The following is a 23,854-nucleotide window of genomic DNA, read 5'->3' on the forward strand; positions in this document are numbered from 1 at the left end:
TCGCAGCGCCTGCCGCCCGTCCTGCCTCGGCGCCGTCAGGCGCGCACCAGCACCCGGTTCGTCCACGTGTTCGTGATCTCGACGCCCGCGCGCTCGAAGAGCTGCGTCAGGGGGCAGCGGCGCGCGACCTCGGCGACGAAGGCCTCGAAGGCCTGGTCGTCGAGCTCGGTCTCGAGGTCGACCGTGAGCGTCAGGCGCGAGAACGTGCCGTCGCCCTCGGCGCCGAAGACGAGCACGGAGTTGTCGAGCTCCGCCTGCACGCGGCCGTCGAACGCGCCGAGGGTGATGCCCTGGCCGAGCGCGACGATCGTCGCGGTGACCTGGTTGCAGGAGACGTAGGCGGAGAGCACGAGGTCGAGCGGGCTGGGCGCGCTGTCCGTGCCGCCGAACGCGGGGTGGCCCTCGGCGCGGACCGTGTGCGTGCTGCCGGCGATGGTCACCTCCTGGAGGACGCCGGATCCCGACCCGCGGAGGTCGAACGGGAGGACGGATCCCTTGGGGTGCTGCGGCATGGTGCGCTCCTTCGTCGTCGAGGTCAGGCGGTCGCGGCCGGAGGGCCGCGTGGGGTCGACGATAGGCAGCCGCGCGGCCGCAGCGGCCTGCGTGACGCGACATGACGGGCCCGCCGACCGGATGCCCGTCCCGGTCGGCCGCTCCGTTGTCAAGGCCCGGATGCCCGTCCGCGCCTCCGGCTTGGCTCGAGGTGCCGCGTCGACGCCGACGCCGGACGCGACGAGAGGACAGCATGACGACGACACCCCCCGCCCCGACCCACCTGACCGCCGCGTCGGGCATCCGACCGAGCGCCGCCGACGACGACGTGGCCCGGTTCCTCCGCGACCGGTCCGGTGAGCTCGTCGCGGCCCTCGCGGAATGGGTGCGCATCCCGTCGATCTCCGCCGAGGAGGCGCACGCGGTCGACGTCGAGCGGTCCGCCCACTGGCTCGCGGGCGAGCTGCGGTCGCTCGGCTTCGTGACCGAGCTGATCCCGACCGGGTCCGCGGTGGCGGTGCTCGCCGAGCGCCGCGTGGATCCGGCCCTCCCGACCGTGCTCGTCTACAGCCACCACGACGTGCGCCACGCGAAGCCGGAGGAGTGGTCGGAGACCGCGCCGTTCGAGCCCGTCCTCCGCGACGGGCGCCTGCACGGGCGCGGGGCGTCGGACGCCAAGGGCCAGGTCCTCGCGCACGCGTGGGGCCTCCGCGCGCACCTCGCGGAGCGCGGCGACCGGGACGCCGCCGTGAACCTCGTGCTGCTCGTGGAGGGCGAGGAGGAGATGGGATCGCCGCACCTCGCCGAGCTCCTCGACGCGCACGCCGACCGGCTCGCGTGCGACGCGGTCGTCTTCTCCGACACCCTGCAGTGGAAGGGCGGCGACCCCGCGGTCGTGTCGTCGATGCGCGGCATGGTCAGCGCCACCCTCCGGATCTCCGGCCCGCACCGCGACGTGCACAGCGGCGCCGCCTCGGGACCCGCGCCGAACCCGGTGCACGTCCTCGTCGACGTGCTCGCGCGCCTGCACGACCCGCGCGGGCGCATCGCCCTGCCCGGGTTCTACGACGACGTGGAGGAGCCGACGCCGGAGCGGCGCCGCCAGCTGGAGGAGCTGCGGTTCGACACCGGCACGTGGCTCGAGCGCACCGAGACCCGCAGCGTCACGGGTGAGGACGGCTTCACGGTCGAGGAGCGGCTGTGGGCCCGGCCCTCGCTCGAGGTGCTGTCGGTGCTCGCGGGGGACCCGACGGGGATCCAGCGGGCGGTGATCCCCGCGGAGGCGACGGCCGACCTCAACGTGCGGACCGTGCCCGCGCAGCGCGTGGCGACCGTGGCCGAGCAGCTGCGCGCCTTCTTCGCCGAGCACGTGCCGGACAGCGTCGCGTACGAGCTGGAGGTCGCGGAGGAGACCGGGCAGGAGCCGTACGTGACGCCCGAGGGGCCCGCGATGGACGCGCTCGTCCGCGCCATGGAGCGCGGCCACGGGACCGCGACCGCCGGGCGGATGGGCAACGCGGGCGGCGGGCCCGCGGAGCTGCTCGCCCGCGTGCTCGACGCGCCCGTCCTGTTCCTCGGCACCGGGCTGCCGGAGGACCACTGGCACGCGAGCGACGAGAGCGTGGACGTCCGGATGCTGCTCGACGGCGCCGCGTCCGTCGCGCACCTCTGGACGGAGCTGGGGGCGGCGCTCGGCCCCGGCGGCGAAGACCCGGCGGACGCGGCAGATGCAGCGGATGCGGCGGATCCGCGGTGAGCGCCCCGACCGGATCCGCGGCCCCTGCGCCGATGCCGCCCGCGGCCGCCGCGCCGTCGGACCGACCCGTCCCGGCCCACGTCCCGCCGCCGGCCACGGCCCCCGTGCCGCCCGGCGCCCGGGTCGTCCGCACCGTCGGCGTGGAGGAGGAGCTGCTGCTCATCGACGCGGAGACGCTGCAGCCGGCGCCGGTCGCGGGTGACATCATCCGCGGGCCCGGGTCGGTCGACGGGGGAGACGCCGCCGCCGTGACCGCGCGCACCGCGGACGGCCTCGTGCCCGGCGCCCTGCTGGAGCTGGAGGTGAAGCACGAGCAGATCGAGGTGGTCAGCCCGCCGCTGCGCACCCTGGACGAGCTGCGGGAGGCGGTGCTGTCCGGGCGGCGGGCCGCGGACCGGGCCGCCCGCGAGGTGGGCGCGCGCGCCGTGGCCGTGGCCACGAGCACCGTCCCCTGCACCCCGCACGCCGTCCCCGGTCCGCGGTACGACCGGATGATCGAGCGCTACGGCCTCACGATGACCGAGCAGCTCACCTGCGGCTTCCACGTGCACGTCGCCGTCGCCTCGGACGAGGAGGGCGTGGCGGTGCTCGACCGGATCCGGCCGTGGCTGCCCGTGATCCTGGCGCTCAGCGCGAACTCGCCCTTCTGGCAGGGCGGCGACACGGCGTTCGCGAGCTACCGGTACCAGGCGTGGGGCCGGTGGCCGTCGGCAGGGGCGTACGACGTGCACGGATCCGCCGCGCGCTACGCCGCGTCGCTGGGGGAGATGCTCGCGGCCGACGTGTCCCTCGACATCGGCATGGTCTACTCCGACGCCCGGCTGTCGGCGCACTCGCCGACCGTGGAGACGCGCATCGCGGACGTCTGCCTGGTGCCGGAGGACGCGGCCGTGATCGCGGTGCTCGTCCGGGCGCTGGTAGAGACCGCGGCCGCGGAGTGGCGGGCGGGGATCCCGGCCGACGACGTCCCGACCGCGCTGCTGCGCCTGGCCACCTGGCGCGCGAGCCGCTCCGGCCTCGACGACGACCTGCTGCATCCGGTGACGCGCCGGCCCTGCCGGGCGGCCGACGCCGTGGCGGCGCTCCGCGAGCACGTCCGCGACGGGTTCGCCGACGACGCCGAGCGGCGGGCCGTGGCGGAGGGGCTGGCCGCGGTCCTCGCGCGGGGGAACGGCGCCGCGCGGCAGCGGGAGATCATGGCGCGGGCGGGGAGCTGCGAGGCCGTCCTGGCCGAGATCGCCGACGCGACCCTCGGGGACGCGTGAACGTTCACGACCTCATCCCGCGCGTGCCCTTGACCCTCGTGGAGCGGATCCCGTAGCGTCGTCGTGAACGTTCACGACGACGACGCCGCGAAGGGCCCCACCATGACCGACCCCACCCCGACCACCCCGACCGTACCCGGCTGGGCCGTCCTCGGCCCGGGCTCCATCGCCCGCCGCTTCCTCTCCCAGCTGCCCGCGAGCGAGCGGGGCGCCCGCCTCGTCGCGGCCGGCAGCTCCAGCCCCGAGCGCGCGGAGGCCTTCGCGGCCGAGGCCGCCGGCGAGGGATTCGCCGACGTCACGGGCGGCGACTACGACGCCGTCCTCGCGGATCCGGACGTCCACGCCGTCTACATCTCCACGGTGCACACCGGCCACGCCGACCTCGTGATCCGTGCGCTCGACGCCGGCAAGGCCGTCCTCTGCGAGAAGCCGCTCGCCGTCAACCACGGGACCGCGATGGCGCTCGTGGACGCGGCCCGCGAGGCCGGCCTCCCTCTCGTCGAGGCCTACATGTACCGCTTCCACCCGCAGACCGCCGCGCTCCTCGAGCTCCTCCGGGACGGGGTCATCGGCGACGTCGCCCACGTCGACGCCTCGTTCTCCTTCCGCACCGGATCCCGCACCGGCCGCCTCTACGACCCCGCGACCGCGGGCGGCGGCATCCTCGACGTCGGCGGCTACACGGTGACCGCCGCGGCGGCCGTCGTCCAGGCCGCGACCGGGATCGCCGTCGCCGAGCCCCTGACCCTCGAGGTGGACGGCACGGTCGGCCCGACCGGCGTCGACGAGTGGTCCGTCGCGCGGGCGATCTACCGCGGCGGCATCACCGCGACCCTCCGCACGGGCGTCGCCCTCGAGGAGCCGCAGGCGCTCACCATCCTCGGCAGCCGCGGCCGCATCCACCTCGCCGACCCGTGGACCCTCGGCGGCGAGCCCGCGATCGTGGTCTCCGTGGTCGGCGAGGAGCCGCGCACGCTGACCTTCCCCGACGCGAAGCCGTACGCGATCGAGGCCGACGCCACGACCGACGCGCTCGCGGCCGGCCTCGGCGAGGCCGCGCAGATGACGCTCGACGAGACCCTCGCGACGGCCCGCACGCTCGACCGCTGGCGCGCGGCCCTCGAGCTGCGGTACCCCTTCGAGTCCGAGGACGCGGACATCCCCCCGGTCTCCGGCCGCCCGCTGCGCGTCCGCGACGACAGCCCCATGCTCTACGGCGAGATCCCCGGCGTCGGCAAGCGCATGTCCCGGCTCGTGATGGGCGTCGACAACCAGCCCGACCTCGCGCACGCGTCGGCGATCTTCGACCACTTCGTCGAGCAGGGCGGCAACGCCTTCGACACCGGCTACATCTACGGCGGCGGCGTGCTCGAGGGGCGCCTGGGCAGGTGGATCCGGAACCGCGGCATCCGCGAGGACGTCGTCGTCATCACCAAGGGCGCCCACACCCCGCACTGCGACCCGGAGTCGCTCACGAGCCAGCTGCTCGAGAGCCTCGAGCGCCAGGGCACCGACTACGCCGACATCTACCTCATGCACCGCGACAACCCCGACGTGCCGGTGGGGGAGTTCGTCGACGTGATGGACGAGCACCAGCGCGCGGGGCGGATCCGCTCCTACGGCGTCTCGAACTGGACGCCGGAGCGCTTCGACGAGGCGCAGGCCTACGCGCAGGCGAACGGCCGCGCGGGGTTCCAGGCGCTGAGCGACCACTTCGGCCTGGCCGAGGCGTACGACGTGCCGTGGGCCGGATGCGTGCACGTCACGGATCCCGCCTCCAAGGCGTGGCTCGAGGAGCGGCAGGTGCCGCTGCTGCCGTGGTCGTCGCAGGCCCGCGGCTTCTTCACGGGCCGCGCCCGCCCGGACGACCTGAGCGACCCGGAGCTCGTGCGCTGCTACTACGGCGACGACAACTTCGAGCGCCTGCGCCGCGCCGAGGAGCTCGCGGCCGAGCACGGCGTGCAGGCCACGGCGATCGCGCTCGCCTACGTGCTCGCGCAGCCGTTCCCGACCTTCCCGCTGTTCGGCCCGCGCACGATCTCCGAGGTCCGCTCCTCGATGCGCGGCCTCTCGGTCGAGCTCACCCCGGAGCAGGTGGCGTGGCTGGACCTCCGGGGCTGAACGGAGAGGGCGCGGCCGGTCGCGAGGCGGCCGGCCGCGCCACCATCCACGACGTCGCAGCCGCCGCCGGGGTCTCCCGCCAGACCGTGACGCGCGCGATGAACGGCATGCCGGGCATCAGCGAGGCCACCAAGCGGCGCGTGCTCGACGCGGCCGACGCGCTCGCGTACCGGCCGTCGCGCTTCGGCCGAGGCCTCGTGACGGGCGGGGACCACCAGCTCGGTCTCGTCGTCGACGACCTGCGGAACCCGTGGTCGCCCGAGCTCGCGGCCGCCGTGGTGCGGATCGCCGCGGCCCGCGGCTGGAACGTCTCGCTCGCCGACGTGGGCCTCGCGGCCGACTCCGACCGCATGGTCGAGGCGCTCGGCGCGCAGACCGACGCCGTCATCGGCACGCTCGGGTTCCGCGCCGCCGAGTGGATCGCCCGGCTCGGCTCCGTGCCGGTGGTGGAGCTGGATCCGCACGCCGCGCCCCTCCGCGCGGCCGTGCAGCTGGACCCGTCCGAGGCGATCGAGGCGCTCGCCGACCACCTCGCCGCGTCCGGGGTGCGCCGCCCGGTCGTGCTCGACGCCGCGGTCGCCGCAGGGCCGAGCACCCGCGCGGCGCTCCTCCTCCGCGCCTTCCAGGCCCGGTCGATGGAGGCGACGGTCGTCCGCGCGTCCGCCCCCACCGCCGAGGCGGCCGCCGCCGCGACGGAGCGCATCGTCGCGCGTCCGCGGACGGCCGACGCGATCGTCGCCTTCAACGACGTCTGCGCGCTCGGCGTCCTCTCCGCCTGCCGTCGGGCGGGCGTGGACGTGCCGGGCGAGGTGCGCGTGGTCGGCATCGACGGGCTGTCCCTGGGGCGCCTGCTCGCGCCCACCCTCACGACCCTCGCGGTGGACCTCGACGAGCTCGCCCGTCACGCGCTCGACCTCGCCGTCGCCATGATCGCGGGCGAGCTGCCGCGCTCGGGCACCGAGGTGGTGCGCACGGTGCGGCACCAGCTGGTGGTCCGCGAGTCGGCCTGAGGGCGGCGCGGTCGTGCGGCTCCCGGCCGTCAGCGCGTCGCGCGGGGTGCCGGTCGCGGGACGGTCGTCCAGAGATCGACCGCGTCGTCGCCGTCGAGCCCGAGGGCGGCCGCCGTCTCGTCGGGCGAGGACGCGACGATCGTGACCGCCGTGTCGGACTGGGGATCCCCGGTCCGGATCACGATGCGGCTCGACCGCACCGGACGGAGCCGCTCCGCCACGTCGTCGAGGAGCACGTCGAGCGCGGCGGGCGCGACGTCGTCCAGGCCGCCGTCGTCGAGCACCTGCACGAGCGCGCCCCGTCGCCGGTGGGCGCGGATGACCCGGCGCAGGGCGTCGTTCAGCAGGCGCCGACCGCGGATCTCGTCCCGCAGGGTCTGCTCGAGGACGCCGCACTCCGCCCGCGACGCGTCGTCCAGCTCGCCGTCGCGCGCGACGATCCGGCGGAGCACGGGCGCGGCCTCGCTCTCCGCCAGGCGCAGCCGGTCCTGCCGCTCGAGCTGGTAGGCGTCGAGCTCGGCCTGCCAGAGCAGGGTCTCCCGCTCGGTGGCGGCGGCCCGGTCCGTCGCGTCGGTCACACGGCGGAGCGCCCGGTGCAGCAGGAGGCCGGCGGCGACGAGCACGATCTCGGCGGCGAGGCCCAGGCGCACGACATCCGCGGGGCCGCCCCAGACGGCGATCGCCGTCACGAGGAAGGCCGTGGCCACGAGCGGCGGCAGGCGGTGGCCGGCCATCCACACCAGGACGCAGCCGGCGAGCACCCCGCACGTGAGCCAGGCGATGGTCACCGAGTCGACCTCGCCGGGGGCGAGCCCGATCGTGCCGGTCACGCAGATCCCGCCGCCGACGGACGCGAGGGTCCACGCGGTGCGCGTGCGCATCCGGCCGGTGCGCGCCCCGCGGACGAGGAAGGGCATCGCGGTGAGGCCGAGGGCCGCCGCGATCATGGGCCCGACAGCCTGGTAGACGAGCGCGGCCTCCAGGGTGGCGGCGACGATCGCGCCCATGGCGAGGCCGATCATCGTCGCGTACAGCACCCGCCGGGGGACGAGGCTCTCGCGTGCCGGGGCGCCGGCGGCGTCCGCCGGGGGAGGCGCGTCGTCCGGCCGCCACTCGAGCACCACCGTGGTGCCGCGGCCCGGCACGGACCGGACGTCGGCGTCGCCGCCGACCTGTCGCATGCGCTCGAGGATCGAGACGCGGACCCCGAGCTGGTCCGGCTCGAGGTGCGCGGGGTCGAAGCCGCAGCCGTCGTCCCGCACGTGGATCCGCACCCCGCCGTCGTGGGTCGCCGCGGCCGTGGCGGTGCGCACGGTCGCGGCGTCGGCGTGCGCGACGCTATTGGTGAGGGCCTGGATCATGGCGGCGACGAGCGCGTCGGCCGCCGCGGACGGCAGCTCGACGGTGGACACCCGCGAGAGGTCGAGCCGTGCGAGGCCCTCCAGCGGGGCGATCTCGCGCTCGGCCGCGGCGACGGCGTCCCCGAACCGCACGGTGCGGGATCGGGCATCGGGGCCGCCCGCCGTGTCGGAGACGATGTCGAGGGCGGAGCGGGCCATGAGCGCGACCCGGTCGGGCGCGTCGCGGCCGGCGGCGGACAGGAGGGCCGCGAGGACGGTGTCGTGCAGGAGCGCGTCGGTGCGCACGCGCTCGGCGGTGAGCGCGGCCCCGCGGCGCGAGCCCTCGAACAGCGCCCGGGCCCGGCGCTCCGCCGCGTCCGCCCGGCTCGCCCGCACACGCAGGGCCCGGACGCCGAGCACCAGCGCCGCCGCGAGGGCCGCGAGCCCGACGGCCTGCGCGACGAGCTCGGCGGTCGGCAGGCGGCCCGCGTAGATTCCGGCGACGAGGAGGACGCACGCCCAGCAGGCGGCGAGGGCGCGGCGCGGGCCCTCCACCCCGATCGCGATGCAGCTGAACCCGATGCACGACAGCGCGACGAGCCACGGCGCCGCGTCGGGGAGCGTCGACCCGGCGATCCGGAGCGGCTCGAGGACGATGAGCACCGCGTAGAGGACGGCCGAGAGGTGCAGGCTCCGGTACGCGGGCAGGCCGCGCGGCACGAGCGACACCGGCACCGCCACGATCATCAGGGCGGCGAGGCACAGGGCCACCGTCCGGGCGGGCGAGGCGGCGTCCGCGTCCTCCCCCGCGAGCGCGGGGAGCGACAGCAGGGCCAGCAGGGGGCCGATGACCGACAGCGTGCGCACCATCCCGCGCTCCACGCCCGCGCGGATGGGCGACTCCGCGATGAGGCGCGCCGCATCCGGCCCGACCGCGCCCCGGCGCAGACGGAACCCCCGCCTCCGACGCCGCGCGTCGGAGGGCCGCCCCCCGCGGTCCTCCATGACCCCACGGTAGGGCGCGGCGGGGGCGGACGCGAGCGCGCCGCCCCTGGCGCCCGCAGCATTGTTCGCATAGAATGCGAACATGTTGATCACGGTGGACCCCTCGGCCCGTGCCTCGCTCGCCGAGCAGGTGGCCACGCAGATCCGCCACGCCATCGCGCGCGGGGAGCTCGCGAGCGGGGAGCGGCTGCCGTCGGCCCGCGACCTCGCGGCCGCCGTCGACGTCAACATGCACACGGTCCTCCGGGCGTACGCCGCCCTCCAGGACGACGGCCTCATCGAGCTGCGGCGCGGCCGCGGCGCGACGGTCCTGCGTTCCGGCCACGCCTCGTTCGACCGCCTGCGGACCCTCGTCGAGGAGCTGCGCGACCAGGCGGAGACCCTCGGGGTCCCCCTCGACGACCTCGTCACGATGATCAAGGGAGCACGATGATGCACGACCCCGCAGCCATGACCACCCGGACGCGCGTGGCGGTCGTCGCCCCCGGGGTGGTCCTCGTCCTGGCCCTCGTCGTGGCGGCGGTCGCGCTCGCGCCGTCGCTGCCGGGTCGCGTCGGGATCCACTTCGCGGCCGACGGGCAGCCGGACGGGTGGGGCTCGCCGTGGGTCCTCCTCGCGATCGCGCTCGGCCTCGCCGTCCTCGGGGTCGTGGTCGCCGTCGTGAGCCTCGGGGCCCGGGACCGGCGCACCGCGGCGACGGGGGTGCTCGTCGTGCACCTGCTCGCGGGCAGCCTGGCCGCCGCGTGGATCGCCGTCGCGGCCAGCGCCGCGATCGGCGACGGTACGCTCCCGATGTGGTGGGCCGCGGTGATCCTCGGCGTCGGCGCGCTCGCGGCGGCGATCCCCGTGCTCGCGCTGATCCGCGGGGCCGCGCCCGTCCCCGCCCGCGACGTGGCGCCGCTCAAGGTTCCTTCCACCGCCCGGGTCGCCTGGCGCGCGCACGCGGGCAGCGGCTGGTTCGCCGGCGTCGGCGCCGCCGTCCTGGCCCTGGGGATCGGCGTCGCCGTCGCGGCCCCGGCGACGGGCGAGGGGAGCGCGGCGCTGGCCGCCGTCCCGCTGCTCGTGGCCGGCCTGTCGATGCTCGCGCTCGCGCGGGTGGAGGTCACGGTCGACGCGCGCGGGCTCCGGGTCACGTCCTCCTGGAGCCGGATCCCGGTGATGCGCGTGCCCCTCGACCGGATCGAGTCGGGCGGCTGGGAGGACGTGTCGCCCGGCCAGTGGGGCGGCTGGGGCCTGCGGCTCTCGGGTCGCGGCGTCGCGTACGTCACCCGGTCCGGGCCCGGCCTCGTCGTCCGGCTCCGGAACGGCCGGGCGCGGCTCGTGACCGTCGCCGACGCTGAGCGCGGGGCGGCTGCCGTCGCGACCCTGGTCGCCGCCCGCGGGGCCGCCTGATCGGGCGGACGCAGGCGGCCTCGCGCCGCACGGGCGGTCGGCGGTCAGGCGCCCGCCGCCCCCGCCGCCCGCTCGGCGCCGAGCAGCAGGAGGAGCGAGCCGAGCGCCACGACGGCGATGAGGATCATGAGCCAGGCGAGGGCGACGTTCCGCGCGCGGACGGGCCGCACCGTCCCGGCGACGACGAGCATCGCGGCGTAGAGCAGCGCGGTCGCGGCGATCCCGACCGCGGGGATCCACGTCTCGAGGTCGAGCGCCGCCACGAGCAGCGCGATCGTCACCGCGGCGAGCAGCCCGGCCGGCACGAGCCAGGCCCGCCGTCGACCGCTCCGGATCGCGGGCTGGTCGCGGACGCGGGTGGGGTCGATGCCGTCGCTCATGCCCCAGCCTCCCGCGTCGGCGGGCCGACGCCTACGGTGCGGGTGCCGCGGATCCGGGCGTCGCGGGTCCGCCGGCCCCCGCGACGGGCGCCGGCCGGGCCCGCTCCCGCCGCACGTTCGCGAGCGTGAACGCCCCGCCGACGAGCGGCACCAGCGCCAGCAGCCGCGTCCGGACGAGGAGCCCGCGGCCGAGCAGGGCGGTGACGGCGACGGACAGGTACAGGGCGCCGTGCACCGGCCCGAGCGCGGAGGCGACCCCGGGCGCGTGGACCGTGAGCAGGTTCCCGAAGAGCGCCGCGATGCTCACGAGCTCCAGCACCGACAGCACCTCGAGCGCGCGCAGCAGCGGCCTCATCCGTACGCCCCCGGCCGGAGGACCATCAGCACGACGACGGTCACCCACAGCAGGTTGAAGATCCCGGTCAGCGAGCGGAGCGCGCGGAGGTCGGCCGCGGTCGCGGGGCGCGTGAGCGTCTCGCCCTGCAGCGGCACGATCCGGAGGGCGAGGAGCCCGCCGGCGACCGCGGTGAGCACCATCGCCGCGACGATCCACACCTCGGTCAACCGGCCCTGCGCCGCCGCGAGGACCAGCCCGAGCACGGGCACGGCCAGCGCCGCGACGGCGTACGTGCGCGTGATCCGGTGCAGCGTCGCCGCCACGGGCGCGCTCTCCCGCGGCCGGCCCGGCATCCGGGCGGCCGCGCGGACGGCACCGGCGCCGCCCCCGCCCCCGGCCATCGCGGCCTCCGCGGCCGGGACCTCCGACGGCACCACGCGCGGGAACATGCTCGTCGTCACGGCGACGGGCCCGACGAACAGGATCCCGGCCACCACGTGCGCCGCCAGGAGGATGCCCTCTATCATCGGGCGGCCACGCGCGAGGCGGCCACGCGCGTGCCGGTCACGGCCGTGCCGGGCAGGCGTCCGGCCCGCGACCGCCCCGCCATCCGGTCGCCCTCGACCACGACGTCGAAGTCGAGGTGCAGGCGCAGCGGCGTCGTGATGGTCTGGGACCAGGTCACCCGGAACCCGGCGTCGGCGGGCGCCGCCCGCACGTCGCGGAGCGGGACGGTCTCGTCCGTCCCCTGGGCGGTGCCGGTGAGCGTCCCGTCCTCGTCGAGGAACGCGACGGTCGCGTGCATCGTGCCGATCGGCGTGCGCATCGCGAGCTCCCACGTGCCGACCAGCGGGTGCGCGGCGCCGCGCTCCGGCACGGGTGCGGGGGATCCGGCGGGCGCGCTCACGCGGGCACCGCCTCGAGGCCGCGCGCCGCCCACACGGTGCCGCGGCGCTCGTGCTCGAACAGCACCTCGACCGCGTGCGCGATGCGCGGGCCGAGCTCCCGCTCGAGCAGGTGCAGCGCGAGGTCCAGCCCGGAGGTGACGCCGCCGGAGGAGACGAGGTCGCCGTCGTCCACGACCCGCGCCCGCACCACCGTCGTGCCCGTGGCCTCGAGCACGTCGTTGCCGAGGTGGTGGGTGACGGCGGTGCGGCCCTCGAGGAGCCCCGCCATCCCGAGCGCCAGGCCGCCGCCGCACACGGTCGCGACGATCACGTCCGGCGCCTCGAGCGCGCGCCGCATGAGGTCGGGGAGGGCGGTGGCGCCGAGCCCGGCGAGGATCACCGGGATCGTCCGCACCTCGTCCGGGTCGCCCGCGACCGGGCCGGAGGCGCCGGGGAGGATCACGACGCCGGGCGCCTCGGGGTCGAGCACGTGCGTCGCCGTGAGGGCGAGGCCGCGCGTCCCGCTCACCACGCGACCGGGGGCGTCGAGGGCGACGAGGCGCACGTCGAGGACGCCGCCCGCCGCGTCGGATCCGGCGGCGAGCACCTCGAAGGGCGCGATGACGTCGAGCGGGTCGAACCCGTCGAACAGGATGATCTGGGCGAGCACACGGTGTCCTTCCGTTGACCCTCCCGACGCTACGAACGCGTGATCCCGGCCACGAGTGGCGGGTCAGCCGTCTTCCGCCGGGATCCCGCCACGCGGTCGCCTAAGCTCGCGGCATGCATCGGATCGTCGTGCTCGCCCTGGATGACGTCATCGCCTTCGACCTCGCCACTCCCGTCGAGGTCCTCGGCCGCGCGGCGGACGAGCAGGGCCGGCCGCTCTACGACGTGCGCGTCGCGGGGCCGACGGCGTCCGCGGGTTCCGGGCCCATGCGGATCCAGGTCCCGCACCGGCTCGACGCCCTCGACGGTGCCGACACCGTCCTGGTGCCCGGGCGCTACGACCCGACCGCCCCCGTGGATGCCGCCGCCCTCGACGCCGTGCGGCGCGCGGCCGGGCGCGGCGCCCGGGTCGCGTCGATCTGCGTCGGCGCGTTCGACCTCGCGGCGACCGGCCTCCTCGACGGCCTCCGCGCCACCACGCACTGGCGCGCCGCCGACCTCCTCGCGGCCCGCCACCCGGCCGTCGACGTGACGCCGGACGAGCTCTTCGTCGACAACGGCCAGATCCTCACCTCCGCGGGCGCCGCCGCCGGGATCGACCTCTGCCTGCACCTCGTCGGCCGGGACTTCGGCGCCGCGGCCGCCGCCGACGCCGCCCGCGCCGCGGTCGTCCCGCTCACCCGCGAGGCCGGCCAGGCGCAGTACGTGAAGGACGACACGCTGGGCGCGACGAGCCTCACCGCGGCCCTCCGCTGGATCGACGCGCACGCGGCGGAGCCGATCACCGTGGCCGACATCGCCGCGGCCGCCTCGGTGAGCACGCGCACGCTCAACCGCCGCTTCCTCGCGGAGCTCAAGCTGCCGCCGACCCGCTGGCTGATCCGCGCCCGCGTCCGCATCGCCCAGCGCCTCCTCGAGACGACCGACCTCGGCGTGGACCAGGTGGCGGAGCGGTCCGGCCTCGGTTCGGCGTCGAACCTCCGCGAGCACTTCACCCGCGTCGTCGGCACGACCCCGGGCCGGTACCGGCGGGCGCTGACGGTCGCGAGGGTCCTCCGCGCCCGGACTACCGGTCGGATCAGCCGCCCGAGAACGGCGGCAGCACGTCCACCGCGCTGCCCGCGGTGAGGGGCGCGTCGCGGTCGGTGGTGGCGACGCCCTCCACGAGGTAGGAGCAGCGGGCGAGGACGGCGGCGGCGTTCGCGGGATCCTCCGACGCAGCAGCCCGGGCGCCGAGCGCGTCCATGAGGTCGCCGAGCGCAGCGCCGTCGGGGAGGTCCAGCTCGTCGGTCGTGCGGCCGAGCGCGGCGGCGGCGGCGGCGAAGAGCTCCACGGGCACGATCACGTCAGCCGCCGATCGCGCTCATCGAGCGGGCGGGCTGGATGAAGTCGGCGTCGTCCATGCCGTGGCCCTTCGGCTTCGCCCACATCGCCTGGCGCCAGAGGTCCGCGATCTCCCGGTCGGACGCGCCGGCGCGCATCGGCGCGAGCAGGTCGGTCTCGGTGTGCGAGAAGAGGCAGCTGCGCACGCCGCCGGTCGCGGTGAGGCGCGTGCGGCGGCAGTCGGCGCAGAACGGCTCGGTGACGCTCGCGATCACGCCGACGCGGCCGAGCATCGCGGTGCCCGCGCCGCCCTCGCGGGAGTGCACGCGCCACAGCTCCGCGGGGGCGCCGTCGCGCGGCTCCTCGTCGGGCACGAGCGTGAAGCGCTCCGACAGGCGCGCGCGGATCTCGGCCGCCGTGATCATCTCGTCCCGGTCCCATGCGTGGTCGGCGTCGAGCGGCATCTGCTCGATGAAGCGGAGCTGGTGGCCGCCCTGCACCGCCCAGGCGAGGAGGTCCGCGGCCTGGTCGTCGTTGACGCCGCGCACGAGCACCGCGTTGATCTTGATGGGCGCGAGCCCGGCGGCCGCCGCCGCGTCGATGCCCTCGAGCACGCGCTCGAGGAACGGCCGACGCGTGATGAGGCGGAAGGTCTCGGCGTGCACGGAGTCGAGCGAGACGTTGATCCGGTCGAGCCCGGCGTCGGCGAGCGCCTGCGCGCGGGACGAGAGGCCGATCGCGTTGGTGGTGAGGGAGATCTCGGGCCGGTCGGGGAGCGCGGCGCACGCGGCGATGATCTGGATGAGGTCGCGGCGGAGCAGCGGCTCGCCGCCCGTGAAGCGCACCTGGCGCACCCCCAGGTCGCGCGTGCCGATGCGCACGAGCCGCTCGATCTCGGCGAGCTGCAGCGCCTGCCGGTCGGGCGTGAAGGGCAGCCCCTCGGCCGGCATGCAGTAGGTGCAGCGGAGGTTGCAGCGGTCGGTGAGCGAGATGCGGAGGTCGGTCGCGCGGCGGCCGTGGGCGTCGAGGAGCGCCGGGTCGTCGGGCCGGGCGGGACCCGGCGCGGCGGCGGGACGCGGCATCGCCGGCATCCCCAGCGAGGTGCTCATGGGACCAGGCTACGCCGGCGTCGCGGCAGGCCCGACGCGGGGCTGATCTGTCGCATCAGCGCACGCCGCGGGCGCGGTGCCTAGGATCGTTCCATGACGCAGAAGAGGGACCGCACGCCGTCGCGCGCCGCGGATGCCGAGAAAGTGGCGGACGCCCAGGCGGTCGCGGACGCCGCGCCCGCCCCGGCGCCGTTCCGCTACCGCGTGAGCGAGGCCGCCGCGCTCATCGGCGTGAGCGACGACACTCTCCGGCGCTGGGCGGATGCCGGCCGACTCGACCTCGTGCGCGGGGAGGGGCGGCTGATCCAGGTCGACGGCGTGCAGCTCGCCCACCTCGCGACGGAGCTCGCCGCGGACGGGGCGCTCGCCGCGTCCGTCGCCCGCGGTCCGCAGGCGTCGGCGCGCAACCGCATGGCCGGCATCGTGACGCGCGTCGTGCGCGACGGGGTGATGGCGCAGGTGGAGATCCAGGCGGGGCCGTTCCGGATGGTGTCGCTCATCAGCCGCGAGGCCGCCGACGAGCTCGGCCTCGAGGTCGGCGCGCCCGCCGTCGCGACCGTGAAGGCCACGGCCGTGGGCGTCGAGCTGCTCGCGCCGGACGCGCTCACGGGCGGGCGGGCGTGACCCGCGCGGGCCGCGCGGGCCGCGGGCGGCGGCTCGCCGTCGCCGTCGCGGTCCTCGCCGCCGCCGGGCTCCTGGCCGCGTGCTCCCCGGGCGGATCCGCGCCCGGCGCCTCCGGTGCCCCCGCCTCGGGCGCCCCCGCGCTCCGACCCCCTCGCCGGCGCCCTCGTGGTGCAGGCCGCCGCGTCGCTCACGGGCAGCATGGACGAGGTCGCCGCCGACTTCTCCGCGGCGCACCCGGGCGTCACCGTGACCGTGACCTACGGCGGGAGCTCGACGCTCGCGCAGGCGATCGTGCAGGGCGCGCCCGCCGACGTCTTCGCCGCCGCGTCCGACGCCACCATGCGGACCGTCGTCGACGCGGGCGAGGCGGCCGCGGATCCGCGCGTCTTCGCGCGCAACGCCCTCGAGATCGCGGTGCCGCCCGGGAACCCCGGCCGCGTGGCCGGGCTCGCCGACTTCGCCGACGCAAACCGCACGTTCGCCGTCTGCGCGCCCGAGGTGCCCTGCGGCGCCGCGGCCGCGACCGCCTTCGAGGAGGCGGGCGTGGCCCCGCGGCCGGACTCGCTCGAGCAGGACGTGCGCGCCGCCCTCACACGCGTCGAGCTCGGCGAGGTGGACGCCGCGGTCGTGTACGCGACCGACGTGCGGGCCGCGGGCGAGCGGGTCGAGGGCGTGCCCCTGCCCGACGACATCGACGTGACCACCGACCTCGTCGTCGCGCCGCTCATCGGATCCGGGTCGCCCGAGGCCGCCCGTGCGTTCGCCGACTTCGTGGCCGGCGACGCCGCCCGTGCCCGCTTCGAGGCCGCGGGGTTCCGTGCGCCGTGACGACCGGGCCGAGCGGGCCGACCGCGTGCCCGTCCTCCTCTGGATCCCCGCCGGAACCGCCCTCGCCGTCCTCGTGCTGCCGCTCGTCGCCCTCGTGGTGCGCGCGCCCTGGGCGACGCTGGGGGAGCGGCTGGCGGATCCCGCCGTCGCCCGCGCGCTCGGCCTCTCCCTCGGCAGCGCCCTCGCGGCCACCGCGCTCAGCCTCGTGCTCGGGGTGCCGCTCGCGTTCGTGCTCGCGCGCCCGGCCGGGCGCCCGCCGGTGGTGCAGCGGATCCTCCGCGCGCTCGTGACGGTGCCGCTCGTGCTCCCGCCCGTGATCGGCGGCGTGGCCCTGCTCCTGCTGCTCGGGCGCCGCGGGCTCGTGGGCGGGCCGCTCGAGGCGCTGACGGGGATCACGATCCCGTTCACGACGGCCGCCGTGGTGATCGCCGAGACCTTCGTGGCCATGCCGTTCCTCGTGCTCGCGGTGGAGGGGGCGCTGCGCGGCGCCGACCGCCGCTTCGAGGACGCCGCCGCGACCCTCGGCGCGAGCCGCGGGACGGTGTTCCGCCGGGTGACCCTGCCGCTCGTCGCACCGGGCATCGGCGCGGGCGCGGTGCTCTGCTTCGCGCGCGCCCTCGGCGAGTTCGGCGCGACGCTGACCTTCGCGGGCAGCTTCCCCGGCGTGACGCGGACGATCCCGCTGGAGGCCTACCTGGCGCTGCAGACGGATCCCGACGCCGCCGTCGTGCTCAGCCTCGTGCTGCTCGCGGTGTCGGTCGTCGTGCTGGTGTCGCTCCGCGACCGGTGGACGTCGGGGGTGCACGCGTGAGCGGGGCCGCGCCCGGGGCCGGGCGCGGGGATCGCGGAGTCCCCGTCGGCGGCCTCGCGGCGCGCGTCGTCGTGGAGCGCGCCGCCTTCCGCCTGGACGTCGACCTCGGCGTGCCTGTGGGATCCGTCGCGGCCGTCGTGGGGCCGAACGGGGCCGGGAAGTCGACGCTGCTCCGCGCGCTCGCCGGGCTCGTGCCGCTCACCGCGGGGCGCGTCGCGCTCGACGGCCGCGTGCTCGAGGAGGTGGGCGCGGGCCCGGCCGTGCGGATCCCCGCGGAGGGCCGGGGCGCGGGCGTCGTCTTCCAGGACCACCTGCTCTTCCCGCACCTGACGGCGCTCGCGAACGTGGCCTTCGGGCTGCGGGCGCAGGGCGTCCCGCGGGCCGACGCCGACGACCGCGCCCGCGCGCTCCTCGACCGGCTCGGGATCGCGCAGCTCGCGGACCGCCGGCCCGCCCGGCTGTCCGGCGGGCAGTCCCAGCGCGTCGCGCTCGCCCGCGCGCTCGTGCTGGAGCCGCCGCTGCTGCTCCTCGACGAGCCGATGGCCGCGCTCGACGCGGGCACGCGGCTCGACGTGCGCGACCTCCTCGCCGAGGAGCTCCGGCGCTTCGGCGGAGCGGCCGTGCTCGTCACGCACGACCCCGTGGACGCGCTCGCGCTGGCGGACCGGATCCACGTGCTCGAGGGCGGCCGCGTCGTGCAGGAGGGCGCGCCCGCGGAGGTCGCCGCGCGGCCCGCGACGGCCTACGTCGCGCGGCTCGTGGGCATGAACCGGATCGAGGGGAGGGACGCCGCGGGGCGCCCGACCGTGCTGATCGCGGCGCCCGGCGACGTGCGGCTGTCCCGCGGGGCCGAGGCCGGACCCGGTGCCGGATCCGCGGCCGCGGACGAGGGCGGGTACGACGACGGCCGCCACGTGCGGGGCGTCGGCGTCGTCCGCCGCGTGGAGGCGTCGGCCGGCCGCATCCGCGTCGCCCTCCGTCTGGACGCACATGACGCGGCGACCGGATCCCCGTCGCCCGGCCCGGCGCTCGCCGACGGCGCCGAGGTCGTGGCGGAGCTCGACGCCGCCGGCTTCGCCGTGCTCCGGCCGACCGCGGGCGAGCGGCTGCACGTGCGGCTCCCGCGCGGCGCCTGACCGGGCGGGACCGCGACCCCGACCGGCCCGCGCGGCGCCGGTCAGCCCGCGCCGGGCCCGTCCGCCGGCACGCGCGCCCGGCCGAGCCGCCGCCGCACGGACGCGGGCACGAGCCGCCTGCGCCCGTCCGGGCCGAGGCGCGCGAGCGAGCCGGCCACGACGATCGCCAGGGCCGCCACGAGCGCGATCTGCCACGCCCAGACGTCCGGCGCGAACAGCCGCAGCGCCAGCGCCCCCACGACGGCGAACCACTCGCCGCGGCCCGTCATGGCGATGAACGGGATGAGCAGCAGCGCGTACCAGGAGTAGCGCGGGCTCACGGCGAGGAGCGTGACGCCGATCATCACGACCTGGCCGAGCCACGGATCCGCCGGGTCCGTCCTCCACCAGACGAGCGCCGCCGTGACCGCGAGGATCAGCGCGACCGCGACCAGCCCGAGGCGCCCGGGCACGACGAGCTCCACGAGCGGGAACCGGCCGCCGTCCTCGTAGCCCTCCTCCTGCAGGTAGCCCGGCAGGTAGCCGAGCACGGCGATACCGGTCGTGAGGACGTAGGGCACGTAGAGCAGCGCGAAGGTCACGACCGCGGCGGTGATGACCTTCCACGGCTGCCGGCGCAGCAGCGCGGGCGCCGCGATCACGGGGATGAGCTTCGTCGCGATGGCCGCGCCGAGCGCGATGCCGCCCCGCCAGCGCATCCCCCCGGCGACGAGCAGCGAGGCCGCGAGCGCGAGCAGCGCGCCGAGCGCGTCCACGTGAGAGTTGGTGACGACCTCGCTCGCGACGAGCGGGCACCACGCCCAGAGCGCGGCCCACCACACGGGTCGGCCGCGCGTGCGCAGCGCCCGCACGAGCAGGAGCGTGACCGCCGTCATCATCAGGAGCCCGGCGGCCTGGAAGGCCCAGTACTCCGCGGTCGCGGGCACGACGCCGCGCACGCCCGCGAAGAACAGCTCGGCCATGGGCGGGTAGATGGTCGGGACGTGGGGGCGGTTGAGGGCCGTGCACATCGGCTCGGCCGTCTCCTCCTCGCGGAGGCCCTGGATCCGGGTGCCCGTGCAGGTCGCCGAGCCGTCGGCGCGGGCGACGGTGTCGGGGTACAGCCACGCGGGCCGGAGCTCCCGCAACGCCGGGTCGGCGGGCGTGTAGCGGTACGGCGACTCGCCCGCGTTCTGCACGATGCCGTCCCAGGCGTAGCGCGCGGAGTCGGTGCTGGTGTTCGGCGGACCGGCCATGGCGGCGGCGCCGAGGCCCACGGATCCGAGGATGATGAGCGCTGCGGCGGATCGGGCGGGCAGTCTCCGCACCAGGAGCACCGCGGCTCCGAACACCACCCAGAGCACGACGACGAGCCAGAAGAACGGCGCGGCACCCTCGCGGCGGAAGAACGCCTCGTCGTCGGCCTCGCCGAACAGATCGAACGCGACCACCGACCACCCGGTGAGCGCGGCCATGACGAGCAGGACGAAGGCGGTGAGGGCGGTGCGCACACCCCATCTTGGCGGCCGTGCCCCGGACGATCGCCGCACGACCCCGACCCCCCGCCCCCGAGACGCCGGAAGGCCCCCATGCGGACGCTGATGCACGAGGCCCGGAGGCGCCTGGCCTCGCCCGCGCGCACGACGCGCCTCGCGGTGGTGATCGGGCGCCTCCTCGGCCTCGCCTTCCTGGTCTGCTTCGCGACCGGCCTCTACAGCCACTACCTGCAGGAGCCGCTGCCGTGGATGCGCTTCCCGACGGCCCCCGTCTCGCTCTACCGGGTGTCGCAGGGCATCCACATCGCGGCGGGCATCGCGTGCGTGCCGCTGCTGCTCGCCAAGCTCTGGATCGTCTTCCCCGAGCTGCTCACGTACCCGCCCGTCACCGGGGTCGTCTCGTTCCTCGAGCGCGCGTCGATCGCCGTCTTCGTGGGGGCGTCGCTGCTCGAGGTGGCCATCGGCCTCCTCAACACCTTCCAGTGGGTGCCGTTCCCCTTCTACTTCCGGCAGACGCACTGGGCGCTGGCGTTCGTCGTGGTCGGATCGCTGGCGATCCACATCGGCGTGAAGCTGCCCGCGATCGCCGGGCACTGGCGGCGCGGGCAGGCGGACGAGTCGCCGATCGTGGAGGACGCGCCCGCCGTCGACGCGCCCGCGGCCGTGGCGTCCGCGTCCGCGCCCCGCGGCGTCACCGGCCGGGTCCTCGCCTGGATCGACGACACCCCCGTCACGCCGGCCCCCGTCGCCCGACGCGGCTTCCTCGTGGCGGTCGGCGCGTCCGTCGCCGCGGTCGTGGGCCTCACCGCGGGGCAGTCCTTCCGGTTCCTCGCCCCCTTCAACGCCTTCGGCCCGCGCGTCATGGGCACCGGCCCGCAGGCGCTGCCCGTCAACCGCACGGCCGAGGCGGCCGGCGTCACCGAGTCCGCGGTGGATCCCGCGTGGACCCTCACCGTCACCGCCGGATCCGCCTCCCGCGCCTTCACGATGGCGGACCTCCGCGGCATGGACCTCGTCACCGCGACGCTGCCCATCGCCTGCGTCGAGGGCTGGAGCCAGTCGGCGACGTGGCGCGGCGTCCGGCTCCGGGACCTGATGGACGCGGTCGGCGCCGACCCCGGCGCGCGCCTCCGGGTCACGAGCCTCGAGCAGCGCGGCGGCTTCCGGCGCACCGAGATGGGCCCCGAGTACGTGCGCGACCCGCTCACCCTCGTCGCCCTGGAGCTCGACGGCGCGCCCCTCGACGTCCAGCACGGCTACCCGGCGCGCATGATCGCGCCCGGGCGCCCCGGCGTGCTGCAGACCAAGTGGCTCTCGACCCTGGAGGTGGTGTCATGACCGGCGCCCGTCGCATGCTCGCCGCCCGCGCGGCCCTCATCGCCGTCGGCGTCGTCGGGCTCGCCGTCGGCGTCCGCACGCTGCTCGACACGCAGCGCACGGACCAGGTGATCGGCGTCGCCGTGTTCCTGCTGCTCGCGATCCTCGTGCACGACGCGATCCTGTCGCCCGTCGTCTTCGCGGCGGGCCTGCTGCTGCGGAAGGCCGGCCGGCGGCTGCCCCCGGTCGCGCTCGTCGTCGTGCAGGCGGGCGTCGTGGTGATGGCCGTGATGACGCTCGTGGTCGTGCCGGAGATCCGGGCCCGGGCGATCGGCAACGAGAACCCGACGATCCTCATCGCCGACTACGCGCCGCGCCTCGCGCTGATGTGGGTCGCCACCGCGGTGGCGACGGCCGTGATCGCCGCGCTCTACGCGCGGACGAGGCGGCAGAAGGACCGGCCCTCGGTCTCCCAGGACTGATCGAGCACGAGGCCCGTGTCGGCGGCCATGCGCGCGACGGCGTCGCGGCCGACCTGCGCCCACGGGAAGGGGTCGCTCGCGTGGCCCTGGCCGTCCTCGACCGTGGACTCGAAGGTGCGGTCGCGGGCGGGATCCGGGTGGGTCTCCACCACGAGCGCGCCGTCATCGGCGAGCAGCTCGCCGCATCGGGCGAGGAGCGCGGCCGCGTCGCCGCCGATGCCGATGTTGCCGTCGAGGAGGAGCAGCGTGCCCCAGCCGCCCTCGCGAGGGAGCCGCTCGAAGACGGACCGCGGGAGGACGGGGATGCCCTGACCGGCGGCCATCTCCACCACGGTGGGGGAGACGTCGATGCCGAGCGCGCCGAGACCGGCGTCCATGGCCGCGCGGACCATGCGGCCGGGACCGCAGCCGATGTCGAGGACGGGTCCGGCGACGTCGACCAGCAGGCTCACGTCGACCGCGTCGGCGGCGGCGCTCCAGCGGCTGATGTCGATGACCTCGGCGCTGCCGTCATCCGCTGCGAGCGACATGAAGAGCACCTCGCCGGAGTCCCGGAGCGCGCGGGCGTACGGCTCGCCGCCTCCGGATCCGAACGTGCGATCGCTCGTCGCGACGCGGTCCTCGGGGTGGTCGACGGCCAGGCTCATGCGGGGTCCCCCTGCGGTGGTGCGGTCGGTGCGGGCGCGTCGCGGGTGTCCGCGGCGGTCATCAGGGTTCGGAGCGCGACCGCGAAGCGATGGGCGGGCGCGGCCGCGGCGGCCTCCCGGGCGTCGTCGACGGTGTCCACGTCGGTGAGCTCCGGGAGCATCGCGACGTCGAGCCCGGCGTCGATCAGGCGCGAGAGCTGCATGGCCCCGGTGTCGCCGCGCGACATGGGGACGCCGCGCACGAGGGCGCCGTCGGGATCGCGCAGCCCGAGCGCCCAGAAGCCGCCGTCGTTCGCCGGGCCGAACCAGGCGTCGGGGCCGCGGGCGCCGTCCGCCCACGAGTCGAGCACGGGGCGGAGCAGGTCCGCCGTGAGCTGGGGGGTGTCCATGCCGACGAGCAGCACGGGGCCGTCGAGCGCGTCGAACATGGCGGCGAGCCGCTCGTCGAGGTCGCCCGCGACCTGCGGGATCACGTCGTAGCCGGCGGCCTCGGCGGGCGGCGTCGTGCCGTCGAAGAGGAGGACGCGGCGGTCGGGGGCGGCGGCGTCGACGGCAGCGAGCGTGTCGGCGAGGGCCGCGGATGCGAGCTCGGCCGCCTCCTCGAGCGTGAACGGCGGATGCAGGCGCGTCTTCACGCGGCCCGGGATGCACTCCTTGGCGATGACGACGACGGCGGTCACGCGGCTCCTCCCGGGGTGCGGTCGGCGGCCGCGGCGCGCGCCTCGGCCAGCACGCGCGACATGTCGCGCACCGCCTGGACGGTCCCGCGCACGGTGCCGGTCACCTTGGACCGCCCCACGCGCGGCGCGTACGGCATCTCCACCTCCAGGATGCGCCACTCCGCCGCCGACGCCCGCAGCAGCATCTCCAGCGGATAGCCGCTGCGCCGGTCGAGGATCCCGAGGCCCAGCAGCTCGGTGCGCCGGCCGCAGCGCATCGGGCCGAGGTCGTGCAGCGGCACGCCCGTGATCCGCCGGAGCCGTCGGGCGAGCTCCAGGTTCGCGATCCGCGCGTGCAGCGGCCAGGCACCGCGCGTCGACGGGATCCGCCGCCCGAGCACGAGGTCGCGCTCGCCGTGCCGCACGGGGTCGACCACGCGGGGGAGGAGCGCGGGATCCATCGACGCGTCGGCGTCGCAGAACGCGACGAGCGGCGCCGTCGCGGCCTCGAGCCCCGCGTGCGCGGCGGCGCCGAACCCGCGGCGGGCCTCCGTGACCACGAGGGCGCCGTGCTCCCGCGCGACGTCGGCGGAGCGGTCCGTGGACCCGTTGTCCACGACGATCGCCCGGTACCCCTCCGGCAGGCGGCCGAGCACCCACGGCAGGGCCTCCTCCTCGTCGAGGCAGGGGAGGACCACGTCCACGAGCGCTTGCGTCATCCGTCGAGCCTAGGAGGCCGGGCCGCCCGCGGGCGTCGCCGGGCCCCGAGGGGTGACGGCTGCCTCGCAA

Annotated in this window: 26 protein-coding genes; 13 read left to right on the forward strand and 13 right to left on the reverse strand. The window is 76.7% G+C overall.

Annotated elements, in window-relative coordinates; translation table 11 throughout:
* Positions 1 to 35 precede the first annotated feature (35 nt).
* Positions 36 to 512, reverse strand: a complete 477-nt coding sequence (locus QFZ62_RS13725; RefSeq protein ID WP_307506748.1) for an OsmC family protein — start codon at positions 510 to 512, stop codon at positions 36 to 38.
* 233 nt (positions 513 to 745) lie between these two features.
* Between QFZ62_RS13725 and QFZ62_RS13730 the strand changes: the two genes are divergently transcribed.
* The 4 genes from QFZ62_RS13730 (at position 746) to QFZ62_RS13745 (ending at position 6,644) form a co-directional block, all read left to right on the forward strand.
* Positions 746 to 2,248, forward strand: a complete 1,503-nt coding sequence (locus tag QFZ62_RS13730) for a M20/M25/M40 family metallo-hydrolase (RefSeq protein ID WP_307506749.1) — start codon at positions 746 to 748, stop codon at positions 2,246 to 2,248.
* Entirely contained in the window at positions 2,245 to 3,513 is a 1,269-nt protein-coding gene (locus tag QFZ62_RS13735; RefSeq protein WP_307506751.1) for a glutamate--cysteine ligase, read from the forward strand. Before QFZ62_RS13730 ends, QFZ62_RS13735 begins: the two co-directional genes overlap by 4 nt.
* A gap of 102 nt (positions 3,514 to 3,615) precedes the next feature.
* Positions 3,616 to 5,634: an aldo/keto reductase gene (locus QFZ62_RS13740; RefSeq protein WP_307507823.1), complete on the forward strand. Its 2,019-nt coding sequence runs from the start codon at positions 3,616 to 3,618 to the stop codon at positions 5,632 to 5,634.
* Complete coding sequence (locus QFZ62_RS13745) at positions 5,613 to 6,644, forward strand: LacI family DNA-binding transcriptional regulator (RefSeq protein WP_307506753.1); 1,032 nt, start codon at positions 5,613 to 5,615, stop codon at positions 6,642 to 6,644. Before QFZ62_RS13740 ends, QFZ62_RS13745 begins: the two co-directional genes overlap by 22 nt.
* Before the next feature lie 29 nt (positions 6,645 to 6,673).
* On the opposite strand, the gene QFZ62_RS13750 is transcribed toward QFZ62_RS13745, so the two are convergent.
* The gene (locus QFZ62_RS13750; protein ID WP_307506755.1) at positions 6,674 to 8,854 is read right to left on the reverse strand and encodes an ATP-binding protein; all 2,181 of its coding nucleotides are present in this window, start codon (positions 8,852 to 8,854) and stop codon (positions 6,674 to 6,676) included.
* 217 nt (positions 8,855 to 9,071) lie between these two features.
* Here QFZ62_RS13750 and QFZ62_RS13755 point away from each other — a divergent pair, with 217 nt between their 5' ends.
* Positions 9,072 to 9,422, forward strand: a complete 351-nt coding sequence (locus QFZ62_RS13755; RefSeq protein WP_307506757.1) for a GntR family transcriptional regulator — start codon at positions 9,072 to 9,074, stop codon at positions 9,420 to 9,422.
* Positions 9,423 to 9,439: 17 nt separating this feature from the next.
* The gene (locus QFZ62_RS13760; protein WP_307506759.1) at positions 9,440 to 10,381 is read left to right on the forward strand and encodes a DUF1648 domain-containing protein; all 942 of its coding nucleotides are present in this window, start codon (positions 9,440 to 9,442) and stop codon (positions 10,379 to 10,381) included.
* Between the two features lie 44 nt (positions 10,382 to 10,425).
* Here the strand turns inward: QFZ62_RS13760 and QFZ62_RS13765 are convergent, their stop codons facing one another.
* From QFZ62_RS13765 to QFZ62_RS13785, 5 genes are read right to left on the reverse strand one after another with little or no spacing between them, the layout of a single operon-like run.
* A complete protein-coding gene (locus tag QFZ62_RS13765) occupies positions 10,426 to 10,761 on the reverse strand; it encodes a hypothetical protein (RefSeq protein WP_307506761.1) in 336 nt (111 codons plus the stop codon).
* Positions 10,762 to 10,792: 31 nt separating this feature from the next.
* A complete protein-coding gene (locus QFZ62_RS13770) occupies positions 10,793 to 11,116 on the reverse strand; it encodes a hypothetical protein (RefSeq protein ID WP_307506763.1) in 324 nt (107 codons plus the stop codon).
* Positions 11,113 to 11,625 (reverse strand): hypothetical protein, encoded by a 513-nt coding sequence (locus QFZ62_RS13775; RefSeq protein WP_307506765.1) that lies wholly within the window; start codon positions 11,623 to 11,625, stop codon positions 11,113 to 11,115. Before QFZ62_RS13775 ends, QFZ62_RS13770 begins: the two co-directional genes overlap by 4 nt.
* A complete protein-coding gene (locus QFZ62_RS13780; protein WP_307506766.1) occupies positions 11,622 to 12,005 on the reverse strand; it encodes a hypothetical protein in 384 nt (127 codons plus the stop codon). Before QFZ62_RS13780 ends, QFZ62_RS13775 begins: the two co-directional genes overlap by 4 nt.
* Positions 12,002 to 12,655, reverse strand: a complete 654-nt coding sequence (locus QFZ62_RS13785) for a DJ-1/PfpI family protein (RefSeq protein WP_307506768.1) — start codon at positions 12,653 to 12,655, stop codon at positions 12,002 to 12,004. Before QFZ62_RS13785 ends, QFZ62_RS13780 begins: the two co-directional genes overlap by 4 nt.
* A 113-nt stretch (positions 12,656 to 12,768) precedes the next feature.
* Here QFZ62_RS13785 and QFZ62_RS13790 point away from each other — a divergent pair, with 113 nt between their 5' ends.
* Complete coding sequence (locus QFZ62_RS13790; protein WP_307506770.1) at positions 12,769 to 13,782, forward strand: GlxA family transcriptional regulator; 1,014 nt, start codon at positions 12,769 to 12,771, stop codon at positions 13,780 to 13,782.
* Here the strand turns inward: QFZ62_RS13790 and QFZ62_RS13795 are convergent.
* Both QFZ62_RS13795 and moaA read right to left on the reverse strand, forming a co-directional pair.
* A complete protein-coding gene (locus QFZ62_RS13795) occupies positions 13,733 to 13,999 on the reverse strand; it encodes a MoaD/ThiS family protein (RefSeq protein WP_307506772.1) in 267 nt (88 codons plus the stop codon). The genes QFZ62_RS13790 and QFZ62_RS13795 overlap by 50 nt on opposite strands.
* Position 14,000: 1 nt before the next feature.
* Positions 14,001 to 15,086 carry a GTP 3',8-cyclase MoaA gene (gene moaA / locus QFZ62_RS13800; RefSeq protein WP_373425961.1) on the reverse strand — a complete coding sequence of 362 codons (1,086 nt, stop codon included), beginning with the start codon at positions 15,084 to 15,086 and terminating at the stop codon, positions 14,001 to 14,003.
* 93 nt (positions 15,087 to 15,179) lie between these two features.
* Here moaA and QFZ62_RS13805 point away from each other — a divergent pair, with 93 nt between their 5' ends.
* The 4 genes from QFZ62_RS13805 to QFZ62_RS13820 all read left to right on the forward strand — a co-directional run bounded on the left by QFZ62_RS13805 (position 15,180) and on the right by QFZ62_RS13820 (position 18,485).
* Positions 15,180 to 15,710 carry a molybdopterin-binding protein gene (locus tag QFZ62_RS13805; protein ID WP_307506775.1) on the forward strand — a complete coding sequence of 177 codons (531 nt, stop codon included), beginning with the start codon at positions 15,180 to 15,182 and terminating at the stop codon, positions 15,708 to 15,710.
* 114 nt (positions 15,711 to 15,824) lie between these two features.
* Positions 15,825 to 16,538 (forward strand): molybdate ABC transporter substrate-binding protein, encoded by a 714-nt coding sequence (gene modA, locus QFZ62_RS13810; protein WP_307506776.1) that lies wholly within the window; start codon positions 15,825 to 15,827, stop codon positions 16,536 to 16,538.
* Entirely contained in the window at positions 16,528 to 17,349 is an 822-nt protein-coding gene (locus tag QFZ62_RS13815; RefSeq protein WP_307506778.1) for an ABC transporter permease, read from the forward strand. Before modA ends, QFZ62_RS13815 begins: the two co-directional genes overlap by 11 nt.
* Positions 17,346 to 18,485, forward strand: a complete 1,140-nt coding sequence (locus QFZ62_RS13820; RefSeq protein ID WP_307506779.1) for an ABC transporter ATP-binding protein — start codon at positions 17,346 to 17,348, stop codon at positions 18,483 to 18,485. Before QFZ62_RS13815 ends, QFZ62_RS13820 begins: the two co-directional genes overlap by 4 nt.
* Positions 18,486 to 18,526: 41 nt before the next feature.
* Here the strand turns inward: QFZ62_RS13820 and QFZ62_RS13825 are convergent, their stop codons facing one another.
* Positions 18,527 to 19,975: a glycosyltransferase 87 family protein gene (locus QFZ62_RS13825; protein WP_307506781.1), complete on the reverse strand. Its 1,449-nt coding sequence runs from the start codon at positions 19,973 to 19,975 to the stop codon at positions 18,527 to 18,529.
* 78 nt (positions 19,976 to 20,053) lie between these two features.
* On the opposite strand from QFZ62_RS13825, the gene QFZ62_RS13830 reads away from it, so the two are divergent.
* Together QFZ62_RS13830 and QFZ62_RS13835 are read left to right on the forward strand one after the other, a co-directional pair.
* Positions 20,054 to 21,298 (forward strand): molybdopterin-dependent oxidoreductase, encoded by a 1,245-nt coding sequence (locus QFZ62_RS13830; protein ID WP_307506782.1) that lies wholly within the window; start codon positions 20,054 to 20,056, stop codon positions 21,296 to 21,298.
* Positions 21,295 to 21,759, forward strand: coding sequence for a hypothetical protein (locus tag QFZ62_RS13835; RefSeq protein WP_307506784.1), 465 nt, complete (start codon positions 21,295 to 21,297; stop codon positions 21,757 to 21,759). The genes QFZ62_RS13830 and QFZ62_RS13835 overlap by 4 nt, the downstream gene beginning before the upstream one ends.
* On the opposite strand, the gene QFZ62_RS13840 is transcribed toward QFZ62_RS13835, so the two are convergent.
* The 3 genes from QFZ62_RS13840 to QFZ62_RS13850 are packed head-to-tail and all read right to left on the reverse strand — an operon-like array spanning position 21,708 to position 23,784.
* The gene (locus tag QFZ62_RS13840) at positions 21,708 to 22,406 is read right to left on the reverse strand and encodes a bifunctional 2-polyprenyl-6-hydroxyphenol methylase/3-demethylubiquinol 3-O-methyltransferase UbiG (protein ID WP_307506786.1); all 699 of its coding nucleotides are present in this window, start codon (positions 22,404 to 22,406) and stop codon (positions 21,708 to 21,710) included. The genes QFZ62_RS13835 and QFZ62_RS13840 overlap by 52 nt on opposite strands.
* A complete protein-coding gene (locus QFZ62_RS13845; protein ID WP_307506788.1) occupies positions 22,403 to 23,086 on the reverse strand; it encodes a DUF2064 domain-containing protein in 684 nt (227 codons plus the stop codon). The genes QFZ62_RS13840 and QFZ62_RS13845 overlap by 4 nt, the downstream gene beginning before the upstream one ends.
* Positions 23,083 to 23,784, reverse strand: a complete 702-nt coding sequence (locus QFZ62_RS13850) for a glycosyltransferase family 2 protein (RefSeq protein WP_307506791.1) — start codon at positions 23,782 to 23,784, stop codon at positions 23,083 to 23,085. The genes QFZ62_RS13845 and QFZ62_RS13850 overlap by 4 nt, the downstream gene beginning before the upstream one ends.
* Between the last annotated feature and the right edge of the window lie 70 nt (positions 23,785 to 23,854).

The organism is Clavibacter sp. B3I6 (assembly GCF_030816895.1).
Taxonomy (GTDB): Bacteria; Actinomycetota; Actinomycetes; order Actinomycetales; family Microbacteriaceae; genus Clavibacter.